The organism is Enterobacter sp. 18A13 (genome assembly GCF_007035975.1).
GTDB lineage: Bacteria > Pseudomonadota > Gammaproteobacteria > Enterobacterales > Enterobacteriaceae > Enterobacter > Enterobacter vonholyi.
This window is the reverse complement of sequence record NZ_AP019634.1, coordinates 1,391,488-1,410,838: the sequence shown is the minus strand read 5'-3', so window position 1 is coordinate 1,410,838 and position 19,351 is coordinate 1,391,488. Positions and strand designations below refer to the sequence as shown.

The 19,351-nt window shown below is 58.5% G+C and carries 18 protein-coding genes; 8 read left to right on the top strand and 10 right to left on the bottom strand.

Annotated elements, in window-relative coordinates:
* The first annotated feature begins 70 nt into the window (after nt 1–70).
* Nucleotides 71–1,360 (top strand): adenosylmethionine--8-amino-7-oxononanoate transaminase, encoded by a 1,290-nt coding sequence (gene bioA / locus FOY93_RS06880; RefSeq protein WP_411800864.1) that lies wholly within the window; start codon nt 71–73, stop codon nt 1,358–1,360.
* 48 nt (nt 1,361–1,408) lie between these two features.
* The gene (locus tag FOY93_RS06875; protein ID WP_032674406.1) at nt 1,409–1,885 is read left to right on the top strand and encodes a kinase inhibitor; all 477 of its coding nucleotides are present in this window, start codon (nt 1,409–1,411) and stop codon (nt 1,883–1,885) included.
* Nucleotides 1,886–1,970: 85 nt separating this feature from the next.
* Here the strand turns inward: FOY93_RS06875 and hutH are convergent, their stop codons facing one another.
* The 5 genes from hutH to hutI form a co-directional block, all read right to left on the bottom strand.
* A complete protein-coding gene (gene hutH, locus FOY93_RS06870; RefSeq protein WP_136195370.1) occupies nt 1,971–3,491 on the bottom strand; it encodes a histidine ammonia-lyase in 1,521 nt (506 codons plus the stop codon).
* Nucleotides 3,491–5,176, bottom strand: a complete 1,686-nt coding sequence (hutU, locus tag FOY93_RS06865; RefSeq protein WP_136195369.1) for a urocanate hydratase — start codon at nt 5,174–5,176, stop codon at nt 3,491–3,493. Before hutU ends, hutH begins: the two co-directional genes overlap by 1 nt.
* Before the next feature lie 127 nt (nt 5,177–5,303).
* On the bottom strand, nt 5,304–6,038 hold the full coding sequence (locus FOY93_RS06860) for a histidine utilization repressor (RefSeq protein ID WP_104949081.1): 735 nt from the start codon (nt 6,036–6,038) through the stop codon (nt 5,304–5,306).
* 19 nt (nt 6,039–6,057) lie between these two features.
* A complete protein-coding gene (gene hutG / locus FOY93_RS06855; RefSeq protein ID WP_143344846.1) occupies nt 6,058–6,996 on the bottom strand; it encodes a formimidoylglutamase in 939 nt (312 codons plus the stop codon).
* Nucleotides 6,993–8,216 (bottom strand): imidazolonepropionase, encoded by a 1,224-nt coding sequence (hutI, locus tag FOY93_RS06850; RefSeq protein ID WP_143344845.1) that lies wholly within the window; start codon nt 8,214–8,216, stop codon nt 6,993–6,995. Before hutI ends, hutG begins: the two co-directional genes overlap by 4 nt.
* A gap of 224 nt (nt 8,217–8,440) precedes the next feature.
* On the opposite strand from hutI, the gene FOY93_RS06845 reads away from it, so the two are divergent.
* Entirely contained in the window at nt 8,441–9,724 is a 1,284-nt protein-coding gene (locus tag FOY93_RS06845) for a putative acyl-CoA thioester hydrolase (RefSeq protein ID WP_143344844.1), read from the top strand.
* 87 nt (nt 9,725–9,811) lie between these two features.
* On the opposite strand, the gene pgl is transcribed toward FOY93_RS06845, so the two are convergent.
* Nucleotides 9,812–10,807 carry a 6-phosphogluconolactonase gene (pgl, locus tag FOY93_RS06840; protein WP_045909472.1) on the bottom strand — a complete coding sequence of 332 codons (996 nt, stop codon included), beginning with the start codon at nt 10,805–10,807 and terminating at the stop codon, nt 9,812–9,814.
* A 140-nt stretch (nt 10,808–10,947) separates the two neighbouring features.
* Here pgl and FOY93_RS06835 point away from each other — a divergent pair, with 140 nt between their 5' ends.
* Nucleotides 10,948–11,766, top strand: coding sequence for a pyridoxal phosphatase (locus FOY93_RS06835; protein WP_127730091.1), 819 nt, complete (start codon nt 10,948–10,950; stop codon nt 11,764–11,766).
* Here FOY93_RS06835 and modC read toward each other — a convergent pair whose 3' ends face one another.
* From modC to FOY93_RS06815, 4 genes are all read right to left on the bottom strand, one after another.
* Entirely contained in the window at nt 11,767–12,825 is a 1,059-nt protein-coding gene (modC, locus tag FOY93_RS06830) for a molybdenum ABC transporter ATP-binding protein ModC (protein WP_032661184.1), read from the bottom strand.
* A 2-nt stretch (nt 12,826–12,827) separates the two neighbouring features.
* A complete protein-coding gene (gene modB, locus FOY93_RS06825; protein WP_032641645.1) occupies nt 12,828–13,517 on the bottom strand; it encodes a molybdate ABC transporter permease subunit in 690 nt (229 codons plus the stop codon).
* A complete protein-coding gene (gene modA / locus FOY93_RS06820) occupies nt 13,517–14,290 on the bottom strand; it encodes a molybdate ABC transporter substrate-binding protein (RefSeq protein WP_133294013.1) in 774 nt (257 codons plus the stop codon). The genes modB and modA overlap by 1 nt, the downstream gene beginning before the upstream one ends.
* A 178-nt stretch (nt 14,291–14,468) precedes the next feature.
* Complete coding sequence (locus FOY93_RS06815; protein ID WP_008501118.1) at nt 14,469–14,618, bottom strand: AcrZ family multidrug efflux pump-associated protein; 150 nt, start codon at nt 14,616–14,618, stop codon at nt 14,469–14,471.
* A gap of 127 nt (nt 14,619–14,745) precedes the next feature.
* On the opposite strand from FOY93_RS06815, the gene modE reads away from it, so the two are divergent.
* From modE to galT, 4 genes are all read left to right on the top strand, one after another.
* A complete protein-coding gene (gene modE, locus FOY93_RS06810; RefSeq protein WP_136195365.1) occupies nt 14,746–15,534 on the top strand; it encodes a molybdenum-dependent transcriptional regulator in 789 nt (262 codons plus the stop codon).
* A gap of 67 nt (nt 15,535–15,601) precedes the next feature.
* Nucleotides 15,602–17,074 carry a molybdate ABC transporter ATP-binding protein ModF gene (gene modF / locus FOY93_RS06805; RefSeq protein WP_136195364.1) on the top strand — a complete coding sequence of 491 codons (1,473 nt, stop codon included), beginning with the start codon at nt 15,602–15,604 and terminating at the stop codon, nt 17,072–17,074.
* A 201-nt stretch (nt 17,075–17,275) separates the two neighbouring features.
* Entirely contained in the window at nt 17,276–18,292 is a 1,017-nt protein-coding gene (gene galE, locus FOY93_RS06800; RefSeq protein WP_048026980.1) for a UDP-glucose 4-epimerase GalE, read from the top strand.
* 9 nt (nt 18,293–18,301) lie between these two features.
* On the top strand, nt 18,302–19,348 hold the full coding sequence (galT, locus tag FOY93_RS06795) for a galactose-1-phosphate uridylyltransferase (protein WP_111963799.1): 1,047 nt from the start codon (nt 18,302–18,304) through the stop codon (nt 19,346–19,348).
* Nucleotides 19,349–19,351: the final 3 nt, after the last annotated feature.

The window sequence follows — 19,351 nt, the reverse complement described above, 5'->3', positions numbered from 1 at the left end:
GTTTTGTTAATTTTCGGTTCGGTTTATACTCGTAAACCTAAAACTTTTCAAAATGGTTTACAAGTCGATTATGACCCAGGACGATCTCGCCTTCGACAAGCAGCATATCTGGCACCCTTACACCTCCACCACCCGCCCCCTTCCCGTCTATCCGGTTGCCTCCGCCCACGGCTGCGAGCTGCACCTCGCCAGCGGCGAGCGGCTCGTTGACGGCATGTCTTCGTGGTGGGCGGCGATTCACGGGTACAACCACCCGCGCCTGAATGCGGCGATGAAGGCCCAGATTGACCAGATGTCGCACGTGATGTTTGGCGGGATCACCCATCAGCCCGCGGTGGATTTATGCCGCCGTCTGGTAGCGATGACGCCTGACTCGCTGGAGTGCGTCTTCCTGGCCGATTCCGGCTCCGTGGCGGTGGAAGTGGCGATGAAAATGGCGCTGCAGTACTGGCACGCCAGAGGCGAAACGCGCCAGCGGTTACTCACCTTCCGCAACGGCTATCACGGGGATACCTTCGGGGCGATGTCGGTTTGCGATCCGGAGAACTCCATGCACAGCCTGTGGAAAGGGTATCTGCCGGAAAACCTGTTTGCCCCTGCGCCGCAGAGCCGCTTCGACGGCGAGTGGAACGAGATGGACATGGTCGGCTTCGCGCGGCTGATGGCGGCGCATCGTCATGAGATTGCCGCCGTGATCCTTGAGCCTATTGTGCAAGGCGCGGGCGGAATGCGGATGTACCATCCGGAATGGCTGAGGCGTATTCGCAGGATGTGCGACCGCGAGGGCATTCTGCTGATTGCCGATGAGATTGCCACCGGCTTTGGCCGCACCGGCAAGCTGTTTGCCTGCGAGCATGCGGGTATCGCCCCGGATATTCTGTGCCTCGGCAAAGCGCTGACGGGCGGCACCATGACGCTCTCCGCCACGCTCACGACCCGCCAGGTGGCCGACACCATCAGCGACGGTGAAGCGGGCTGCTTTATGCACGGTCCGACGTTTATGGGTAACCCGCTGGCCTGTGCCGTGGCGAGTGAAAGCCTTGCGATTCTGGAGAGCGGCGAGTGGCAGACGCAGGTTGCGGCGATAGAAGCGCAGCTGAAAGCGGAGCTGAGCGCCGCCTCGGGCGCGAATTTCGTGGCGGACGTGCGCGTGCTGGGCGCCATCGGGGTGATTGAAACCACCCATCCGGTGAATATGGCGGCGCTGCAGCGCTTCTTTGTGGACCAGGGCGTGTGGGTGCGGCCTTTCGGCAAGCTTATCTACCTGATGCCGCCGTACAGCATCACGCCAGAGCAGCTTCGAAAATTAACCGACGCGGTTGTAACAGCCGTTAACATTCCCGCGCATTTCATGATTTAACCCAATGCATTACACTTGCTGAACGAGCGATCAACAAGGGTAAACCGTATGAAAATCATCAGTAAAGATCTGCGCGACGGAGAAAAACTCCCGGAACGGCACGTTTTCAACGGCATGGGGTATCAGGGAGATAATATCTCCCCGCACCTGGCGTGGGACGAGGTTCCGGCAGGCACCAAAAGCTTTGTCGTGACCTGCTACGACCCGGATGCGCCAACCGGTTCCGGATGGTGGCACTGGATCGTGGCGAACCTGCCTGCCGACACGCGCGTCCTGCCGCAGGGTTCCGGCTCTGACCTGGTTGCCCTGCCTGAGGGCGCGATTCAGACGCGCACCGATTTTGGTAAAGCGGGCTACGGCGGCGCGGCGCCACCAAAAGGGGAAACCCACCGCTACATCTTCACGGTGCACGCGCTGGACGTGGAGAAGATTGACGTCGATGAAGGCGCGAGCGGCGCGATGGTCGGGTTTAACGTGCATTTCCATTCCCTGGGGAGCGCGTCGATTACGGCGATGTATTCGTAAAAAAAGCCGGGTGGCGGCTACGCCTTACCCGGCCTGGATTTCGCATTCGTAGGCCCGGTAAGCGCAGCGCCACCGGGCAAAAAAATCACAGCACCGAAGGTAGCAGACCCACCAGCCGCCCTTCTTCCAGAAGCTGCATCGCCTTATCAATATCCGGCGCAAAGAAGCGGTCGTCGTCGTAATGCGATACGTGCTCGCGCAGCACCTGGCGCGCCTGCTCCAGCAGCGGGCTGGATTTGAGCCCTTCACGCAGATCGATACCCTGACTTGCCGCCAGCCATTCCACCGCCAGCACGCCGCGGGTGTTGGAGGCCATTTCCCAGAGACGACGCCCGGCAGCCGGTGCCATCGAAACGTGATCTTCCTGGTTTGCAGACGTTGGCAGGCTATCCACGCTGTGCGGATGCGACAGGGCTTTGTTCTCGCTTGCCAGCGCTGCGGCCGTCACCTGAGCAATCATAAAGCCCGAGTTGACCCCGCCGTTACGCACCAGGAACGGTGGCAACTGGGACATGTGTTTATCCATCATCAGCGCGATGCGGCGCTCGGACAACGCGCCGACTTCGGCAATCGCCAGCGCGATGTTGTCCGCAGCCATTGCCACCGGCTCGGCGTGGAAGTTACCGCCTGAGACCACCTCGTTTTCCTGGGCGAACACCAGCGGGTTATCGGACACCGCGTTGGCCTCCACCAGCAGCACCTCCGCCGCCTGGCGCAGCTGCGTCAGGCACGCGCCCATCACCTGCGGCTGGCAGCGCAGGGAATAGGGATCCTGCACCTTTTCACAGTTGTGGTGTGAATCCGCGATCTCGCTGGTGTCGGTAAGCACTTGACGGTACATCGCGGCGGCATCGATCTGCCCGCGCTGACCGCGCACCTCGTGGATGCGGGCATCGAACGGGCGACGCGAGCCCAGCACCGCTTCGGTGGTCAGCGCACCGCACACCACCGCCGAGGCAAACAGATCTTCCGCTTCAAACAGGCCGCGCAGCGCGAAAGCTGTCGATGCCTGCGTGCCGTTCAGCAGCGCCAGCCCCTCTTTCGCCGCCAGCGTGATCGGCGTTAAGCCGGCTTTTTTCAGCGCCTCTTTCGCCGGAAGCCACTCGCCCTGCCAGCGCGCTTTGCCTTCACCCAGCAGCAGCAGCGACATGTGCGCCAGCGGCGCGAGATCGCCGGAGGCCCCGACGGAGCCCTTCGCCGGGATCCACGGATAGACCTCTGCATTAACCAGCGCCATCAGCGCCTGGATCACGCTCAGGCGAATGCCGGAGAAACCGCGCGCCAGGCTGTTGATTTTGAGCACCATCATCAGACGGACAATCTCATCATCCAGCGGCTGACCCACGCCCGCCGCGTGTGACAGCACCAGCGAACGCTGTAAGTTTTCCAGATCGTGTGTCGCGATGCGGGTCTGCGCCAGCAGGCCAAAGCCGGTGTTAATCCCGTAGGCGGTGCGCCCTTCGGCAACGATGGCTTCGACGCAGGCGACGCTGTCGTTAATGGCGGCATGGGCACTTGCATCCAGCGAAAGGGTGACCGGCTTGCGCCAGACGTTACGCAGCTGCTTGAGCGTCAGCGAGCCGGGAGTGAGTGTTAATGCGTTCATTAATTCTTTCCTTGTGTGGCAGGGATCATCGGCAGGTTAAGGCCCTGCTCTTTGGCACAGTCAATGGCAATTTCGTAACCCGCATCCGCGTGACGCATCACGCCGGTTGCCGGGTCGTTGTGCAGTACGCGAGCGATACGCGCGGCGGCTTCATCGGTTCCGTCGCAGACGATGACCATCCCGGAATGCTGGGAGAAGCCCATCCCCACGCCGCCGCCGTGGTGCAGCGACACCCAGGTCGCGCCGCTGGCGGTATTCAGCAGAGCGTTCAGCAACGGCCAGTCGGAGACCGCATCCGAGCCGTCGCGCATGGCTTCGGTTTCGCGGTTCGGGCTGGCGACGGAGCCGGAGTCCAGGTGGTCGCGGCCGATGACGATCGGCGCGGAGACTTCACCGCTGCGCACCATTTCGTTGAAGGCGAGGCCGAGTTTTTGACGCCACTCCAGCCCTACCCAGCAGATACGCGCCGGCAGGCCCTGGAAGTTAATGCGCTCGCGGGCCATGTCCAGCCAGTGGTGAAGATGTTCGTCATCAGCGACGATCTCCTTCACTTTGGCGTCGGTTTTGTAGATATCCTCCGGGTCACCGGACAGGGCAACCCAGCGGAACGGACCGATGCCGCGGCAGAACAGCGGACGAATATAGGCAGGAACGAAGCCCGGGAAGTCAAAGGCGTTATTCACGCCCATCTCTTTCGCCATCTGGCGGATGTTGTTGCCGTAGTCAAAGGTCGGAATGCCCATCTGGCTGAAGGCCAGCATGGCGTAGACGTGCTCGGCCATGGAGCGTTTCGCGGCAAGCACCGTGCCTTCCGGGTCGGTTTCCGCTTTTTGCTGATATTCTTCCCACGTCCAGCCTTTTGGCAGATAGCCGTGCAGCGGGTCATGGGCGCTGGTCTGGTCGGTGACCAGATCCGGGCGCACGCCGCGGGCGACGAGTTCAGGAAGAATGTCCGCCGCGTTGCCGCACAGGGCAATCGACACCGCTTTGCCTTCAGAGGTGTATTTTTTGATGCGCGCCAGCGCATCGTCCAGATCGGTTGCCTGCTCATCGACGTAGCGGGTGCGCAGACGGAAATCAATGCGGCTCTGCTGGCACTCAATGTTGAGCGAGCATGCGCCGGCAAGCGTGGCGGCCAGCGGCTGCGCGCCGCCCATGCCGCCGAGACCCGCGGTCAATACCCAGCGGCCTTTCAGTGAGCCGTTGTAGTGCTGGCGACCGGCTTCCACGAAGGTTTCGTAGGTGCCCTGCACGATCCCCTGGCTGCCGATGTAGATCCAGCTCCCCGCGGTCATCTGGCCATACATCGCCAGTCCTTTTGCGTCCAGTTCGTTGAAGTGTTCCCAGGTGGCCCAGTGCGGCACGAGGTTAGAGTTAGCGATCAGCACGCGCGGCGCGTTTTTATGCGTTTTGAACACGCCAACCGGCTTGCCGGACTGTACCAGCAGGGTTTCGTCGTGTTCGAGTTCGGTCAGGGATTTTACAATTGCGTCATAGCATTCCCAGTTGCGCGCGGCGCGGCCTATGCCGCCGTAGACCACCAGCTCGTGGGGGTTCTCCGCCACCTCAGGGTCGAGGTTGTTCATCAACATGCGCAGCGGGGCTTCGGTGAGCCAGCTTTTGGCGGTAAGCGTGGTGCCGCGCGCGGCGCGGACGTCCTGCTGGCGGTATTTACCTGACGACATTGTGTGCTCCTCATAGGGGACAGATGATGCATTTAGATATACTTGTATAGACAAGCACACACAAGGTCAGATTTAACAAAAAAGATACAATTTTGTTATATTGCGTTAGCGATCACGCTTATAAAACTTATGACATGAAGTGGCCCTGCAGCCGGTAGCGATTACCCGGGAAAAGCAGCCGGGCATGCGACACGATGTGCGACGAGGACCAGGTACGGCGGCGGATCAGCAGGCACGGATCGTGCTCTTTAATGCGCAGCCTTTCGCACTCCTGCGGCGTGGCGCGCACGGCCTCCACAATGTGCTCCCCTTCCGTCAGCGGTGCGACGAGCGAGAGATAGGCATGCGGCGTGGTCTGGGTGTAATCCTGGTTCAGATAGTCCGGTATCCGCTCAGCGTTAACGCAGCGATCTTCAATCTGCACCGGAATGTCGTTTTCGAAATGCACCATCACGGAGTGGAAGATGCGGCTTCCCTCTTTGACATTCAGCTCTACCGCCTGCTCGGCGCTGGCCTGGGTCTCTTCGAGCACCAGCACCTCACAGCGGTGCTGATGATTACGCGCGGCAATTTCGTCTGCAATACTGCGGATTTCAAACAGGGCGGATTGCCCTTTCGGTTCCGCCACAAACGTCCCCACGCCCTGCAGGCGCACCAGAAGCCCTTCGTCGGTCAGCTCGCGCAGCGCGCGGTTGACGGTCATCCGGCTAAAGCCAAACTGCGCCACCAGATCGGCCTCCGAGGGAATGCGGTCGTGCGGCCGCCAGACGCCGGTGGCGATTTTTTCGCTGATCGCCTGCTTCACCTTTTCGTAGAAAGGTGCGGGAGAGCTCGACTGCGGCAGGGGTGAGCGTGAAAACATCGTGACTCCTTGAATAGTGTTATGCCCACCAGTGAGCAATTTGCCAGGCCAGACGGGCGGCAAGCTTTGCGCCCTGCCCGTCCCGATCGTACTGCGGGTTAAACTCTACCAGATCGGCGGCCTGGAGCTTACCGCTACGGCAGATTTGTTCGATAACCGGGAGAAGATCCAGCGCCGGTATGCCTAACGCGGCCGGCGCGGACACGGCAGGCATTTCGCTGGCGGGCAGGACGTCCAGATCGATTGTCAGATAGATACGATCGGCCTGCGCCAGCACCTTTTCCAGCGCGGATAGCGCATCGCGCCTGAAATGGAGATCTTCCACCAGCGTGACGTTCAGGCGTTCGGCCTCATCCCACAGCGCCAGCGTGTTCGCCGCCCGGCTCACGCCAAAGCAGGCGTACTGAAATTCCCGCCCGCGCTCATCGCAGTAGTGCGCCAGCTGGCGAAACGGCGTGCCGGACGTCGCCCGGTCGGCCTTGCGCAGATCGAGATGGGCATCAAGATTGATAATGACAACCCGCTCGTCCGGGAAGGCGTCCAGCACGCCGCGACCGTGCGCCCACGCGGTTTCGTGTCCGCCGCCAAAGACCAGCGTACGCATCCCGGACTGCTGACAGGCCGTGACGGCATCGCTTAACGCCTGCTGTGCCGCCTCAAGCTCGTCACCTTCAATGTAAACCGAGCCCATATCCGCCAGCCGATCGTGTCCCTGATGGCTGGCCATATTCGCCAGCGCTTTTCGCAGTATATCCGGCGCCTGCACGGCGCCGGGCCTGCCCTGATTGCGTTTTACGCCTGCATCACATTCAAAGCCTATCAGCGCAATGCCGGATGCCAGCGGCGTGAACGCTCCCTGCTGCCGTATCGTCTGGAAAATACGCGTTGCGTTGCTGGCCTCGGCGCTGTCGTCGCGCCCCTGCCAGACCGTTTCGGCTACGGGCCGCCATAGCTTCATACTGCCTCCCCACGAAAAATACGTTGATACAGCGGGTTGCGTCCCGGCTCGTAGACCATCTCTACCGGATGATGAGCATCCCAGACGATAAAATCAGCGACAAACCCGGCCCGCAGCTGTCCGTGGGTTGCGCCACGACCCAGCGCCTGCGCGGCATGCCGCGTGACGCCAGCCCAGGCTTCTTCAGGGGTCAGGCCAAACTGGACGCAGGCCATGTTCATCGCCAGGTGCAGGCTGGCAAACGGGCTGGTGCCGGGGTTGTAGTCGGTGGCGACCGCCATCGGCACACCGTGTTTTCTGAGCTGTTCCACCGGCGGACGCTGGCGCTCCTGCAGAAAATAGAACGCGCCGGGGAGCAGTACCGCAACCGTACCGCTTTGCGCCATCGCCTGAACGCCTGCGTCGTCGAGATATTCGATATGATCGGCGGAGAGTCCTTTATACCGGCTGACCAGCGCCGCACCGCCCTGATTTGAAAGCTGCTCAACATGCCCTTTCACCGGGATACCGAGCGCGGTTGCCGCCTTAAAGAGACGCTCGGTTTGCGACGAGGTAAAGCCGACGTTTTCGCAGAACACGTCTACTGCTTCGTATAACTCTTTTTGCCACAGCGTGGGCAATATCTGCTCACAGACCAGCGTGAGGTACGCGTCCGGATCCTGTCGGTATTCCGGCGGAACCGCATGAGCCGCCAGCAGCGTTGGGCTGATATCGATCGGATTATTGAGGCCCAGCTGGCGCGCGACCAGCAGTATCTTCTCTTCGGCCTCGGGGTTTAGACCGTATCCCGACTTGATTTCAACCGTAGTGACGCCTTCATTCATCAGTCGCTGAAGCCGCTGCTGCGCCAGCTTAAGCAGGGTTTCGGGCGAGCTGCTGCGGGTCGCCGTCACGGTAGCGTTAATCCCGCCCCCCTGGGCGCTGATGGTTTGATAAGAGACGCCGTTAAGACGCTGCTCCCACTCCGCCGCGCGATCGCCGCCAAATACAAGGTGGGTATGGCAGTCAATCAGGCCAGGCGTGACCAGACGCCCCTGGAGATCGACGCAGTGACGGTGTCCGGCCGGAATGTCAGATTCAGGGATCACGGCCAGGATAGTTTGACCCCGTACGACCAGGGCATGTTGCTCTTTCAGTCCATAGGGCGCAGATACGTCCGGCACCATCGTAGCCAGTCGCGCATTTCGCCATATCACATCGTCGGGATGAATCTGCTGCATGGGCATTCCACTTGTCATGGGTTGTATAGACATTTATTTGCATCCACCGTCTACTGTCAACCGCCTTGAAGGAAAATGTTAGTTATTTGTGATCACTTACTTGCCGCTCTCGGGCTAAAAATGGAACTTTTACCCTTTTTATCTTCCCGTTTCGCTCAACTTAGTATAAAAAAGCAGGCTATTTCGTCTGTCCCGTAAAGACTTGCATACCCAGGAGCTCTACCTTGAACATTTCCAGGATTTCCCGTCTGGCGTTAGCACTCGCCTTTGGCGTGACCTTATCCGCTTGCAGTTCAACACCACCGGATCAGCGACCTTCTGAGCAGGTTGCGCCCGGTACCGCCTCCCGCCCGATTTTGTCCACTGATGAAGCGAAGAACTTCGACCGTGCACACTACTTCTCAGCGATGGATCCTAACGCTGCGCCGTGGACCCCGTCGTCTATTAATCTGCCGAAACAGCCTGACTTCGTGGTTGGCCCGGCGAGTGCGCAGGGCGTAACGCATACCTCAATTCAGGCTGCGGTTGATGCTGCCATCACTAAACACAGCGCGTCTCGCCAGTACATCGCGATCCTGCCTGGTGAATATGAAGGCACCGTGTATGTTCCGGCGGCACCAGGCAGCATTACGCTTTACGGTCTGGGCGAAAAGGCGATTGACGTAAAAATTGGTCTGGCGATTGATTCCGAAATCGACAGCAACACCTGGCGTCACCTGGTGAACCCGGCCGGTAAATATATGCCGGGCAAACCGGCGTGGTATATGTTTGATAACTGCCAGAGCAAGCGTTCCGCCACCATTGGCGTAATGTGCTCGGCGGTATTCTGGTCTCAGAATAACGGTCTGCAGCTGCAGAACCTGACCATTCAGAATACCCTGGGTGACAGCGTTGACGCCGGTAACCACCAGGCCGTTGCGCTGCGTAGCGATGGCGATAAGGTGCAGATTAACAACGTCAACATTCTGGGCCGTCAGAACACCTTCTTCGTGACCAACAGCGGCGTGCAGAACACCCTGCAGAATAACCGTCTGACCCGTACCCTTGTGACCAACAGCTACGTTGAAGGTGACGTGGATCTGGTGTCTGGTCGCGGCGCGGTGGTGTTTGATAATACCGATTTCCGCGTGGTGAACTCACGTACTCAGCAGGAAGGTTACGTGTTTGCTCCGGCAACCCAGTCGAACCTCTTCTTCGGCTTCCTGGCCGTGAACAGCCGCTTTAATGCTGCCGGTGACGGCGTGGCGCAGCTGGGACGCTCCCTGGACGTGGACTCAGCCACCAACGGTCAGGTTGTGATCCGCGACAGCGTGATCAACGAAGGCTTCAACATGGCGAAACCGTGGGCGGATGCCGCGATCTCCAAACGTCCGTTCTCCGGCAACACCGGTGCGGTGGATGATAAAGGGAACGTGCAGCGCAACCTGAACGACGCTAACTTCAACCGCATGTGGGAATACAACAACCGCGGTCTGGGTAGCAAAGTGGTTGCTGAGCCGAAGCAGTAAGCTGTTTTGCCGGGTGGCGGCTTCGCCTTACCCGGCACACAGAGATAAAAAAACCTCGCATTCGCGAGGTTTTTTGTTTTCAGCCGCTTAGTGAGCGTTTACCACCACCCACATTGGCCCCTGGCCTACGGCATAACGCCCTTTCTCTTCCAGCAGCCCCTGCTCGCCTTTAATTTCATACAGCGCGATATGGTGGGATTTCTGCCCCGCCGCAATCAGGTATTTGCCGCTGTGATCGATATTAAAGCCGCGCGGCTGGGTTTCCGTCGGCTGGAAGCCTTCAACCGCCAGCACGCTGCCATCTTCGGAAACGCTAAACACGGTAATCAGGCTGGAGGTACGGTCGCAGGCGTACAGATGGCGGCCATCTGGCGTAATGTGGATATCCGCCGCCCAGCGGGTGTCGGAGAAATCAGACGGCATCATGTCCAGCGTCTGCACGCACTCAATCTGACCGTTTGGATCTTTCAGTTCCCATACGTCCACTGAGCTGTTCAGTTCGTTGACCACGTAGGCATACTGCTGGTTCGGGTGGAAGACCATATGACGCGGACCAGCGCCTTCTACCGTCGTAACTTCAGCTGGATTCTGCGCCACCAGGTGACCATCGTCGCTCAGGGTGAACAGGCAGATACGATCCTGCTTCAGGGCAGGCACCCACAGCGTGCGGTTATCCGGAGAGATATTCGCCGAGTGGCAGCCTTCCAGCCCTTCCACCACATCCACGGTTTCGACCGGAATGCCGTCTTCCAGACGCGTTACGCTGACGCAGCCCGCGTTATACGAGCCGCTGAAGACAAAGTTGCCTTTGCGATCGGTAGAGATATGGGTTGGGCTGCCCGGCAACGGGGCTTCAGCAGTGTACGTCAGCGCACCGTCGTCCGGAGAAATGCGATAGGCCAGCACGCGAAACTCCGGGCGCACACCCACGTACAAGAAACGTTTATCCGGACTGATGACCATCGGTTGCACCTGGCCTGGCACATCAACAACCTGAACCAGCGTGAGTGTCCCTTCGGTATTTAAGCGCCAGACGTGGATCTGCTGGCTTTCAGGACTGGCGGTATAAACGGTTTGTTTCATGAATATTCACTCCTCACTGCGCATGAAAGTAGTTAACTTTTGACGGTGAATGCTGAATTGTCGACAGGAATTTTGAAGCGTTCACCTCTCGGTGTACCATCCCATCAAAACGTAAATTCAATATTAACCCGGAAAAACAGATGACCTCGCGTGTGATTGCTCTGGATTTAGACGGTACCTTACTGACGCCGCAAAAAACCCTTCTCCCCTCTTCTCTGGAAGCGCTTAAACGCGCGCAGGAAGCGGGATATCAACTCCTTATCGTAACGGGTCGACATCACGTTGCCATTCACCCTTTTTATCAGGCACTGGCGTTAGATACACCTGCAATTTGTTGTAATGGCACTTATTTGTATGATTATCAGGCAAAAAAGGTTTTAGAATCCGACCCGCTGCCGGTTCCCCAGGCGCTGCAACTGATTGATCTGCTGGATGAGCATGCCGTTCACGGCCTGATGTATGTGGATAACGCAATGGTCTACGAGCGCCCTACCGGCCACGTGGTGCGCACCAGCAACTGGGCGTTGTCCCTGCCTGAAGCGCAGCGTCCCGTCTTTACCCAGGTTTCCTCCCTGCGTCAGGCGGCCCAGGACGTTGAGGCTATCTGGAAATTCGCCCTGACGGATGAAGACACCACCAAGCTGAATGCCTTCGCGAAACACGTGGAACAGACGCTGGGTCTGGAGTGCGAGTGGTCCTGGCACGATCAGGTGGATATTGCCCGCAAAGGCAACAGCAAAGGCAAACGCCTGACGCAGTATGTGGAATCAAAAGGCTGGTCGATGCAGGACGCGATCGCCTTCGGCGACAACTACAACGACATAAGCATGCTGGAAGCCGTCGGTACGGGCGTGGCGATGGGCAATGCCGACGACGCGGTAAAAGCGCGCGCTAACGTGGTGATTGGCGACAACACCACCGACAGCATCGCGCAGTACATTTATACCCACCTGCTGTAATCAGGCGGTGATCGAGACGCTCTTAATTTGCGCGTAAAGCCACAGTCCGGGTTTGATCCCTAACTCATCCCTGGCCCACGGGCTGATGCGCGCCCAGAGCGTCCGGCTTCCCACCTCGAGCTTCACTTCCACCTGGCCGTTATCATCAAAACACTCCGCGACTTTGGCGCGCAGGATATTTCGAATACTGGTTTGCAGCGGCGGCTGCAGCACCAGCGAGACGTCCGACGCCTGGATGCGAATGCGCAGCGCGGACTGTAACGGCTTGTCGATCTTATTGACCCACAGGTGCTGATCGCCCAGCGCCAGCGCCGTCATCGCGTAGTGCGGATGATGTTCCAGGACGCTTACTTTCAGAATGCTGCTCTGCTGTTCCCGGGGCAACCAGGGGTGCATCACGCTGCTGCCCCACACCTCTTCCAGGTTGCCGAAGGCCTTGACGCTGCCCTCTTCCAGCACCAGCACTTTGTCGGCCAGATGGAGGATCTCATCCAGCGAATGGCTGACGTAGAGCATCGGAATATTAATTTCCCGCGTCAGGCGCTGTAGATAAGGCAGAAGTTCGCGTTTACGCGGAATATCGAGCGAGGCCAACGGTTCGTCGAGCAGCAGCAGTTCGGGTGCGGTCAGCAACGCGCGGCCAATGGCCACGCGCTGTTTTTCTCCACCGGAGAGTGAGGATGGCAGCCTGTCGAGCAATGGCTCTATACCTAAAAGCGTCACCAGCTTATCAAACTGCCCGGCCATGCTTTTCGCCATGCCGTAACGCAGGTTGCCGCGCACGCTGTAGTGCGGGAACAGGCGTGCATCCTGGAAAACATAGCCGATGCGGCGTTTATCCGGCGAGAGGTAAACCTTATTCTCCACGTCATTCAGGACGCGGTCATTCAGAACAATCCGGCCAGACTGCGGGCGGGTCAGGCCGCTGATGGCATTAATCAGCGACGTTTTTCCCGCCCCCGACACGCCAAAGATGGCGGTGATTCCGCTTGCAGGCAGCGTCTCGTTAAGCGTCAGGGTATGGTTTCCCAGCGTCTGGGTAAAATGGAGTTCCAGCATGCTTATTTCCCCATCCGCTCGCGGCTGAGCCGCGCCAGCCATTCAGACACCATCAGCGATGCCAGCGCCAGCACAATTGAAATAATACACAGCCGCGCCGCCGCGCCTTCACCGCCCGGCGTTTGAATCAGGGTATACATTGCCGACGGAATCGTCCGCGTCTCGCCGGGTATGTTCGACACAAAGGTGATCGTCGCGCCAAACTCGCCGAGCGAGCGGGCGAAGGCCAGCACCGTGCCGACAATAATGCCCGGCAGCGTCAGCGGAAGCGTGATGGTGAAAAAGACGCGCCAGCGCCCGGCGCCCAGCGTGCGGGCCGCCTGTTCAAGCTTCATGTCCACGCCTTCCAGAGCGAGACGTATCGCCCGCACCATCAGTGGGAATGACATCACCGCCGCAGCCAGTACCGCACCGCGCCAGCTAAAAGCGAACGTCAGCCCAAACCAGTCGTAGAGCTTCTCGCCGATAAAACCGCGTCGCCCCATCGAAATCAGCAGCAGGTAACCGACCACTACGGGCGGCAACACGAGCGGAAGATGAAGCACGCTGTCGAGCAGCGTTTTGCCGGGAAACTGACAGCGAACCAGTAGCCAGGCAAAGAAGATCCCAAAGGGCAAACTCAGCGCAACCGCCAGGGAAGAGACTTTAAGGCTCAGCAGAACAGCCTGCCATTCAGGATCGGTCAATATCATCAGTGAGTCGTAAATCCGTAACGTTTAAAGATAGCGGACGCTTCAGGCCCCTTCAGATAATCGCGGAAAGCCGTCACGGTCGCATTTTTATGTCCATCAACAATCGCAACAGGATATTCCACTTTCTTGTGGGAGTCTTCCGGGAACGTTGCCACCACTTTCACTCCCTTACTGGCTACGGCATCAGAGCCATACACAATGCCCAGCGGGGCTTCGTTGCGTTCCACCAGCGCCAGCGCGCCACGCACGTCTTCGGCCGGGGCCAGCTTCGGCGACAACGTCTCCCATGCGCCCAGCTTTTGCAGCGCTTCTTTGGCATAAATCCCGGCCGGAACGTGCGCCGGGTCGCCCACCGCCAGACGGCCACCGTTCAGCAGGCTCATCCAGTTGGTCTGTTTGTTGATAGTGATGTCCGCCTGCGCGCTGGCTTTTGGCGCCACGACAACCAGGCTATTCCCCAGCAGCGTTTCGCGGGTTGTCGCATCAATCGATTTCTTCTCCGCCGCGTAATCCATCCACTTCTGATCCGCCGAGATGAACAGATCCGCCGGTGCGCCCGCTTCTATCTGGCGCGCCAGCGTCGAGGAAGAGGCAAAAGAGGAGACCACCTCGACGTTTTTCTCTTTTTTATACGCCGCCGCAATATCCTGCAGCGCGTTAGTCAGCGACGCCGCCGCAAAGACCGTGATTTTACCCTCGTCCGCCAGCGCGTGTCCGGTAAGGGAAAGCGTCAATGTTGCCCCTGCAAAAAGGCGTACCCATGAACGTGCCATCTGTAACTCCTGTGAGTAGCGTTATATACACATTAATATAACGATAACGTCAGGGAGATCCCAGCGTTTAATCGTACCGCTGAATGGGTAAACCGGTGTGATGCGTTAAATTATATCGGCGAAAACGGGAAAATCTTGAGAGCAAAACGCCCGGACAAGCCGGGCGTTTTGAGGGGAATCAATGCTGCTTTTTAGCCTGGTCTCTGTGACCAATGTTCGAAAAGACGTTGAACACTTCACCCAGGCCGTAGATGGCACCGAGGATGATGGCCATCACTACTGGTACCATGATCACGGCGAATACCAGACTTTTCAACAACTCTAACATGGTTTTCTCCAGATATTGTGAATGACTCATTCTACCCTGAATAGTGAGAAAAACATCCCCTTTTGTGCGGTACCCTTTGCGCCCTGCACCATTTGGGTCACAATACTCTTTTTGCCAGGACACTGTTATGCAGGCCGAAATTCTCCTCACTCTACGACTTCAGCAAAAGCTTTTCGCCGATCCGCGACGTATCGCCCTGCTTAAACAAATAGAACAAACGGGCTCGATTAGCCAGGGGGCGAAAAACGCGGGAATCAGCTATAAAAGCGCCTGGGACGCCATCAACGAGATGAACACCCTGAGCGAACACCCGCTGGTGGACAGAGCCACGGGCGGCAAAGGCGGCGGCGGTGCGATCGTGACGCGTTATGGCCAGCGCCTTATTCAGCTTTACGATCTGCTGGCGCAGATCCAGCAAAAAGCGTTTGATGTGTTGAGCGATGACGATAACGTTCCGCTGGACAGTCTGCTGGCCGCCATTTCCCGCTTCTCTTTACAAACCAGCGCCCGTAACCAGTGGTTTGGTACGGTGACGGCGCGCGACAATCTGCAGATACAGCAGCATATTGAGATCCTGCTTGCCGATGGCACCACCCGTCTGAAGGCCGCCATAACGGCGCAAAGCGCGGAACGTCTTGAACTGAATGAAGGTAAAGAGGTGCTGGTGCTGCTGAAAGCGCCGTGGGTCACTATCACGCGCGATCCCGACGCGGCAATCGGAGCAGATAACCAGCTGCAGGGCACCATCAGCCTCATCAAACGCGGTGAAGCGCAGTGCGAAGTGCTGATGACCCTGGCAGATGGGCAGCCGCTTTGCGCGACCGTACCGCTCAGCGAGTCGGACAACTTAGAAGAAGGTGCTGCCGTCACCGCGTATTTCAACGCGGACCGGGTGATTATCGCCACTTTGTGCTGAGCACATTGACAATCGTACCGACAGTGCGTATCCCTGATATCTGGTGCTGCAAAAACAGGGATAAACCATGTCATCATTGCATATTTCGCAAGGCACGTTTCGTCTTAGCGATACCCGAACGCTGACAATTGCTGATTTGACGCTACGCGCGGGTGAAAGCTGGGCGTTTGTCGGCACAAACGGCAGCGGTAAATCCGCGCTGGCCCGCGCGCTGGCCGGAGAGCTCAACCTCCTCAAGGGCGAATACCAGAGCGACTTTACGCGCCTGACGCGCCTGTCGTTTGAACAACTGCAAAAGCTGGTCAGCGACGAGTGGCAGCGCAACAACACCGATTTGCTCAGCCCAGGCGAAGAAGATACCGGCCGTACGACCGCGGAAATTATTCAGGATGAAGTGAAGGATCCCGCCCGCTGCCGGCGCCTGGCAGAACGGTTCGGTATCACCCCTCTGCTGGACCGGCGCTTTAAATACCTTTCTACCGGCGAGACGCGAAAAACGCTGCTTTGTCAGGCGCTGATGAGCCAACCTGAACTGCTTATTCTGGACGAACCGTTCGACGGTCTTGACGTGCAGTCCCGTGCGCAGCTGGCGGCCCTGCTGGCGTCTCTTAATCAGCAGGGATATACCCTCGTGCTGGTGCTTAACCGCTTCGATGAAATTCCGGACTTTATCCAGCACGCGGGCGTCCTGGCCGACTGTAACCTGACCGAAACCGGAGAAAAAACAGCGCTGCTCAAGCAGGCGCTGATTGCCCAGCTCGCGCACAGTGAACAACTCGACGGAATTACCCTTCCGGAACCTGACGCTCCTTCGGCCCGCCATGCGCTCGATCCCCACCAGCCGCGCATCGTGCTGCGGGATGGCGTGGTCTCTTATGACGATCGCCCGATCCTTAACCGCCTCAGCTGGACGGTCAATCCGGGCGAGCACTGGCAGATTGTCGGCCCCAACGGCGCGGGAAAATCGACGCTGCTGAGCCTGATCACCGGCGATCATCCGCAGGGCTACAGCAACGACCTCACGCTGTTTGGTCGGCGTCGCGGCAGCGGAGAAACCATCTGGGATATCAAAAAGCATATCGGCTACGTCAGCAGCAGCCTGCATCTGGATTACCGGGTCAGTACCACGGTACGCAACGTGATCCTCTCCGGGTATTTTGATTCCATCGGAATTTATCAGGCGGTGTCGGACAAACAACATAAGCTCGCCCAGCAGTGGCTGGACATTCTGGGCATGGATAACCGGGTGGCTGACGCGCCGTTTCATAGTCTTTCGTGGGGGCAGCAGCGTCTGGCCCTGATCGTTCGCGCGCTGGTGAAACACCCTACGCTGCTGATCCTCGACGAACCGCTGCAGGGACTCGACCCGTTGAACCGCCAGCTTATCCGCCGCTTTGTGGACGTGCTGATTAGCGAAGGTGAAACGCAGCTGCTTTTCGTTTCACATCATGCCGAAGATGCCCCCGCCTGCATCACGCATCGCCTGGAGTTTGTTCCGGACGGTGAGGGTTATCGCTACCTTCTCAGCAACGTTGATTAACCGCGGAGGGCTCTGCCCTCCTCTTTTTCAGATAACTTGCATCAATACATCGCTATCTCTTTGATCTAGAATGCTCTCAGTCATGAAAAAAATGAGTGTGAAAACGAGTGTAAACGATTCCACTATTTTATCCCATGTCACACTTTTCGCGTCTCTGTTATGCTATGGTTATTACATACCATAAGCCCAATGGAGCGAAATATGCGAGTTCTGGTAACAGGTGGTAGCGGTTACATAGGTAGCCATACCTGCGTGCAGCTGCTGCAAAACGGCCATGACGTCATCATTCTCGACAACCTGTGCAACAGTAAGCGCAGCGTGCTGCCTGTGATTGAACGTCTTGGCGGTAAACAACCGACTTTTGTGGAAGGCGACATCCGCAACGAAGCGCTGATGACCGAGATCCTTCACGACCACGCCATAGAAGCGGTGATCCACTTCGCGGGTCTGAAAGCGGTCGGTGAATCCGTTGCGAAGCCGCTCGAGTATTACGACAACAACGTCAACGGCACTCTGCGTCTCATCTCCGCCATGCGCGCGGCGAACGTCAAAAACTTCATCTTTAGCTCCTCCGCCACCGTCTACGGCGATCAGCCGAAAATTCCTTACGTTGAAAGCTTCCCGACCGGTACCCCGCAAAGCCCGTACGGCAAAAGCAAGCTGATGGTGGAGCAGATCCTGACCGACCTGCAAAAAGCCCAGCCGGAGTGGAGCATCGCGCTGCTGCGCTACTTCAACCCGGTCGGCGCGCATCCGTCTGGCGATATGGGTGAAGATCCCCAGGGCATCCCAAACAACCTGATGCCGTATATCGCCCAGGTTGCCGTTGGCCGTCGCGACTCGCTGGCGATTTTTGGCAATGACTATCCGACCGAAGACGGCACCGGCGTGCGCGACTACATCCACGTAATGGATCTGGCCGACGGTCACGTTGCGGCCATGCAGCAGCTGGCTGACAAACCGGGCGTGCATATTTACAACCTCGGCGCCGGAGTCGGCAGCAGCGTGCTGGACGTGGTTAACGCCTTCAGCAAAGCCTGCGGCAAGCCGGTGAACTACCACTTCGCACCGCGTCGCGAGGGCGATCTGCCTGCTTACTGGGCCGATGCCACCAAAGCCGACAAAGAGCTTAACTGGCGTGTGACGCGCACGCTTGATGAAATGGCACAGGATACCTGGCACTGGCAGTCACGCCACCCGCAAGGCTATCCGGACTAAGGATCCGTCATGACGCAATTTAATCCCGTCGATCATCCGCATCGTCGTTTTAACCCGTTGAGCGGGCAATGGATTTTAGTTTCTCCGCATCGCGCTAAGCGCCCCTGGCAAGGTGCGCAGGAGACGCCTGCAAAACAGACCCTGCCGCAGCACGACCCGGACTGCTTCCTCTGTCCAGGCAACACGCGCGTTACCGGGGATAAAAACCCGGACTACAAAGGCACCTTCGTGTTCACAAACGATTTTGCCGCCCTGATGACCGACACGCCGGACGCGCCTGAAAGCCACGATCCGCTGATGCGCTGCGAAAGCGCGCGCGGAACCAGCCGCGTGATCTGCTTCTCGCCCGATCACAGCAAGACGCTGCCGGAGCTGAGCGTGGACGCGCTGAAAGAGGTCGTCAGCACCTGGCAGGCGCAAACCGCAGAGCTGGGGCAGAGCTATCCGTGGGTGCAGGTGTTCGAAAACAAAGGCGCGGCCATGGGCTGCTCGAATCCCCATCCGCACGGCCAGGTCTGGGCGAACAGCTTCCTGCCTAACGAAGCCGAGCGTGAAGACCGTCTGCAGAAAGCGTATTACGCGGAAAACGGCTCGCCGATGCTGGTGGATTACGCGCAGCGTGAACAGGCCGACGGCAGCCGTACCGTGGTGGAAACCGAACACTGGCTGGCCGTCGTGCCTTACTGGGCCGCGTGGCCGTTTGAGACGCTGCTGCTGCCGAAAGCACATGTTCTGCGTATTACCGATCTCAGCGACGCGCAGCGCGACGACCTTGCCCTGGCGCTGAAAAAGCTGACCAGCCGTTACGACAATCTGTTCCAGTGCTCCTTCCCGTACTCCATGGGCTGGCACGGCGCGCCGTTCAACGGGGAAGAGAATCAGCACTGGCAATTGCATGCCCATTTCTATCCGCCGCTGCTGCGCTCTGCGACGGTACGTAAATTTATGGTGGGCTACGAAATGCTGGCAGAAACCCAGCGTGACCTGACGGCGGAACAGGCGGCAGAACGTCTGCGTGCCGTTAGCGACGTCCACTATCGCGAATCAGGAGTCTAAAAA